Origin of the sequence: Vibrio sp. 10N.261.52.C11 (assembly GCF_041471405.1) — a bacterium.
Lineage (GTDB): Bacteria > Pseudomonadota > Gammaproteobacteria > Enterobacterales > Vibrionaceae > Vibrio > Vibrio crassostreae_C.
In genome coordinates this window covers 1-4,561 of record NZ_JBFROI010000132.1, presented here as the reverse complement: position 1 = coordinate 4,561, position 4,561 = coordinate 1, and the positions used below count along the sequence as shown (strand labels likewise).

Annotated in this window: 2 protein-coding genes and 8 tRNA genes; 9 read left to right on the top strand and 1 reads right to left on the bottom strand. The window is 42.2% G+C overall.

Translation table 11 applies throughout. From position 1 onward, the window contains the following. The first annotated feature begins 14 nt into the window (after window positions 1-14). From AB4323_RS24325 to AB4323_RS24285, 9 genes are all read left to right on the top strand, one after another. Window positions 15-90, top strand: a tRNA-Thr gene (locus tag AB4323_RS24325). A gap of 7 nt (window positions 91-97) precedes the next feature. Further along, window positions 98-173 (top strand) — tRNA-Phe (locus AB4323_RS24320). Window positions 174-229: 56 nt separating this feature from the next. Next, window positions 230-305 (top strand) — tRNA-Asn (locus AB4323_RS24315). Window positions 306-687: 382 nt separating this feature from the next. Further along, window positions 688-2,313, top strand: coding sequence for a methyl-accepting chemotaxis protein (locus AB4323_RS24310; RefSeq protein WP_017062210.1), 1,626 nt, complete (start codon window positions 688-690; stop codon window positions 2,311-2,313). A gap of 235 nt (window positions 2,314-2,548) precedes the next feature. Further along, window positions 2,549-2,624, top strand: a tRNA-Phe gene (locus AB4323_RS24305). 56 nt (window positions 2,625-2,680) lie between these two features. Then, window positions 2,681-2,756, top strand: a tRNA-Thr gene (locus AB4323_RS24300). Window positions 2,757-2,780: 24 nt separating this feature from the next. Then, window positions 2,781-2,856 (top strand) — tRNA-Asn (locus AB4323_RS24295). A gap of 36 nt (window positions 2,857-2,892) precedes the next feature. Then, window positions 2,893-2,968 (top strand) — tRNA-Thr (locus AB4323_RS24290). 29 nt (window positions 2,969-2,997) lie between these two features. Then, window positions 2,998-3,073: transfer RNA gene (locus tag AB4323_RS24285), tRNA-Asn, on the top strand. A 344-nt stretch (window positions 3,074-3,417) separates the two neighbouring features. Here AB4323_RS24285 and AB4323_RS24280 read toward each other — a convergent pair. Further along, window positions 3,418-3,813: a DUF2391 family protein gene (locus AB4323_RS24280; protein WP_017060180.1), complete on the bottom strand. Its 396-nt coding sequence runs from the start codon at window positions 3,811-3,813 to the stop codon at window positions 3,418-3,420. Window positions 3,814-4,561: the final 748 nt, after the last annotated feature.

Genomic DNA, 4,561 nt, shown 5'->3' with positions numbered 1-4,561 from the left:
AAAGAATTTAGTGTGCCGACTTAGCTCAGTAGGTAGAGCAACTGACTTGTAATCAGTAGGTCACCAGTTCGACTCCGGTAGTCGGCACCATTCTTTTGCCTCGATAGCTCAGTCGGTAGAGCAGCGGATTGAAAATCCGCGTGTCGGTGGTTCGATTCCGCCTCGAGGCACCATTATTTGGTACTTAACAAATAATGGTCTTTATAGACCTGATGTTGACACAAATAATTCCCCTTTAGTTCAGTTGGTAGAACGGCGGACTGTTAATCCGTATGTCGCAAGTTCAAGTCTTGCAAGGGGAGCCACATTCAAGAAAGCCAAGTCGAAAGACTTGGCTTTTTTTCGTTTGAACAAAAACAAACTCTATTCAATATACACATCAGCTCCTCACTAACTCTTAATCAGTCTCGATAAATTGAGTTATCTCCTTTTAGTACTCTTACTACAGCAGTTGATTCTAAGTTCTATAAAGCATATCCACTACAACAGAACCAACGCCTTATAAAGTTCATGACCCGCTAATATTCACATTAAAACAAATAGAACCAAGTCCTGTTACTTTTTTTTCTTCGAAAATTTAATCCCTATCATACTTTGATGTCTTTCTAATATCTGCCTTACACCACTTAGATTAAGATTCGATGAATTATACCTAATACTAATTATTGAATCGCTGCGCGGGGAAATATGAAACTAAAAACGCAAGCTTACTTATTATCGGGCATCATCTTGATCGCCCTGCTAGCACTGACGGCTACAGGCTTATGGACCTTAAGAGTTGCTAGCAACATGGACAACAAAGCTCGCGTAACAGAGCTGTTTAAGAGCGCATACAGCATTCTTACTGAAGTCGAAAAAATGGCGATTGATGGCACACTAGAAGAAGAGCAAGCCAAGCAACTAGCTACTCGCCTTCTACGCAACAACATCTATAAAGATAATGAATATGTTTACGTAGCCGATGAGAACATGACGTTTATCGCGACACCATTAGATCCTCAACTGCACGGAACCAGTTTTAACGACTTTAAAGATGGCGACGGCAATAGTGTTGGGCAGCTAATCCAAAGAGTACTTGGTAATCGTACTGGCGAGATCATTGAGTACACCTGGACACAAAAACTGCCAGATGGAACGATTGAAGAAAAACTGTCTATTGCAGAGAAAACGCCACATTGGGGTTGGGTTGTCGGCACTGGTATCGGGTTCAATGAAGTTAACGCTCGTTTTTGGTCTACTGCTCAATGGCAGCTATTCCTTTGTGTCGTGATTGCTGGTCTTATTCTGGCGAGCCTAATTGTATCCATTAAACGCATGCTAGCGCTTCTTGGCGGCGAACCTAAAGACGTACGAGAAGCAGTACAAGCCGTAGCACAAGGTCGAATTCAAACCTCTTTCGAAACTCAGGCAATTGACGGCAGTATCTATCACGCCGTACAACAAATGAGTAAGTCATTGGCTGAGCTAGTATCAAACCTTGACGCTTCAATGCTGGCATTAAGAGGCGAACTGCAGCGCGTAGAAGATCGCGCTGGGTCAATTGGTCAACTGACAGACACCCAACAGCAATCAACAGAGATGATCGCGACAGCAATGACCGAGATGGCCTCTTCAGCCAATAACGTAGCTGCTTCAGCTAGCGATACCGCGCGCAACACCGACGAGGCCGACAAACAGAGCCAGCATACCCAACAACTCATTCACAACACAGTAGATAACATTCAAGGCTTAGCAGGCCAACTAGGCACAGCAAGCGAAGCTGTCGCTAACCTAGATAACGATGTAAACAACATTGCAAAAGTATTGGATGTGATTGGTGATATAGCGGAGCAAACTAACCTATTGGCACTAAATGCAGCCATTGAAGCGGCTCGAGCTGGCGAACAAGGTCGTGGATTTGCTGTTGTAGCAGATGAGGTTCGTAACCTTGCAGGCAGAACACAATCGAGCACAAAAGAAATCCAATTAATGATTAATAACCTTCAAGAGGGATCTCGCAACGCAATTCAAACCATGGAAGTGTGTGCCGCGACCAGTGAAAGCACCGTAACAGAGTCTCAAAACGCCTCTGAAGCACTACAACAGATTGTTGTCGCATTAGAGTCCATTTCATCAATGAGTCATCAAATCGCAACAGCGGCCGCTGAGCAGACTCAGGTGAGCGATGATATATCGAAGCGTATCAATATGATCGAAGAGAGCGGTAACCAACTGAGCAATGTCGTAACAGAAAGTCATAACAGCACCCAAACTCTTGCCTCTCTTTCCAACGAATTAGAAGCTTGGGTTAATAGGTTTGAAGTAAAACACTAAACTCCCTAGAAAATTTTCAAATAAAAAAGCACGTTTTCATACGTGCTTTTTTTATTTCGGCGCCCATTCAGTGTAGTTAACCGTAGTTTTACTATCTTTTAGGGCATGCTAGACCTAGGTTTTTCACCCCAAATGAGCAAAAACAACCCACTAAGTATAGAAAAACATCAAACGATACTTTTTTTGCAATTTAATGTTGACCCAGAACGCGAAAACACGTTTAATACACCTCGTCGCCCGGATAGCTCAGTCGGTAGAGCAGAGGATTGAAAATCCTCGTGTCGGTGGTTCGATTCCGCCTCCGGGCACCACAATTTATTTGTTGGTGTCTTAGACAACAACAGTAAAGCACAAAGAAATATTATGTGCCGACTTAGCTCAGTAGGTAGAGCAACTGACTTGTAATCAGTAGGTCACCAGTTCGACTCCGGTAGTCGGCACCATTTCTTTAAAGCTTTAAGAATAATTCCCCTTTAGTTCAGTTGGTAGAACGGCGGACTGTTAATCCGTATGTCGCAAGTTCAAGTCTTGCAAGGGGAGCCAAGTTAATCATCAAGCATAAGCTTTTTGATTCATGATGCCGACTTAGCTCAGTAGGTAGAGCAACTGACTTGTAATCAGTAGGTCACCAGTTCGATTCCGGTAGTCGGCACCATTCTCTTGATTAGAGACTAAACAATCAATTCCCCTTTAGTTCAGTTGGTAGAACGGCGGACTGTTAATCCGTATGTCGCAAGTTCAAGTCTTGCAAGGGGAGCCAATTAAAAGAAGCCGCATCATTGATGCGGCTTTTTTGCATCTAAAGATCCTAACTTATTAATACAACTACCCTCACCTTTCAAATACCATATTCAATTCAGAAACCAACCGTTTTTATATCCTTCCAAAGCTACAAATCTTCGCTACTTAATGCTCTTCAAAATCTCCCAACAACAAACGACACATTCACGTAAGAGTCAGTCACAGTACGTTGCTACTCATTTTATTGACTAGGAGATCGGTTGAAAAAATCAATACTAAGTTTGGAGGTAAGAAAGCTAAATAACGAATCAAGTAAGCGCTGAAAAGCTCTGTAAGACACTTCAATCCAAATTGATACACAGATTACTCTTTATCAAAACTATCCACTACAATAGCGCCCATAGAGGCTGGCATTGAAATAACAATCACTCTTTTGATCGATACGACGGGATCACTCAATAGAGGTAATTTGTCCAGGCAAGTCAGTACCAAAGCAACGACCAATGCCGTCATAACATAAGCAATCACTATTCTGAAAATAAACACCGGCAACCGAGCAACAACATCTTTTTGAAAGACACTCTCATACGTATAGAAGCCTAAGAACACCGCAGACAGTAAAAATAGCAGCAATAGATTAGCGGTAGGTAAAGTCTCCCCTAACTTCCAAGCCTCTTCAGAAAAAGAAATCGGCACGGCCAAGGCAAAAGATCCCACAAAGATCTGGCTCGCATCTTCAAAGTTAAAACTCAATTTCATAATTCGACCCATTAGGTTTAAGGCTTTATCTAATTCTGAAAAGAATCACAAAACTATCCGCCAATGATTTGGGGGATTTTTATTTCTACTAAGCAAACAGTAGTGACCTTCTAGCTTCATCTTAGTCGCAATAACCAAAACATAGCTTGAACTAACCAGCAAGAAATCAATATGCTCAGAGCAAAACGGTCAACACGACTGATTAATATCGAGTCAACAAACACATCAAAATCGAAGACAGAGTGGTAACCCCTAATATACCAGCACCTAGAACCAAAGAATCTAAATCCGCAGGGTGATAAACGTCACTTCACGAATACGAGGGATGCTCTATTTCTTAGCTTATATACCCCTCAGGCACCACTTGGGAACACACTTAGCGACTCTCACCTTTAAGCTGAATCTAGCCTACTTTCACCCTTTGAAGTACTTAGAACGAGTCGCTCAATACCATCGAGAGTGGTTTTAAGCTCAATGCATAACAAGAGACATTAAGTCGACTCATTATGAGCTCTAGCGTTCTTAAGAGAAGCCTCCATGATAGAGCCCTAATTACACGTATCCTATAGATTCACAGATAGAGCAGAAGTCAGATTTCGTAGCCGAAAGGCTGTTAACTAATACTGAGAGCCGCTCACTTAATAAAGGAAACATCTACAGCGCGTATGGCTCGAGTATCTGAATGCTAAACTTAAAGCTATATACGTTTGAAATCATGCTCGAGTCACCTCATACCAATTAAAGTAAA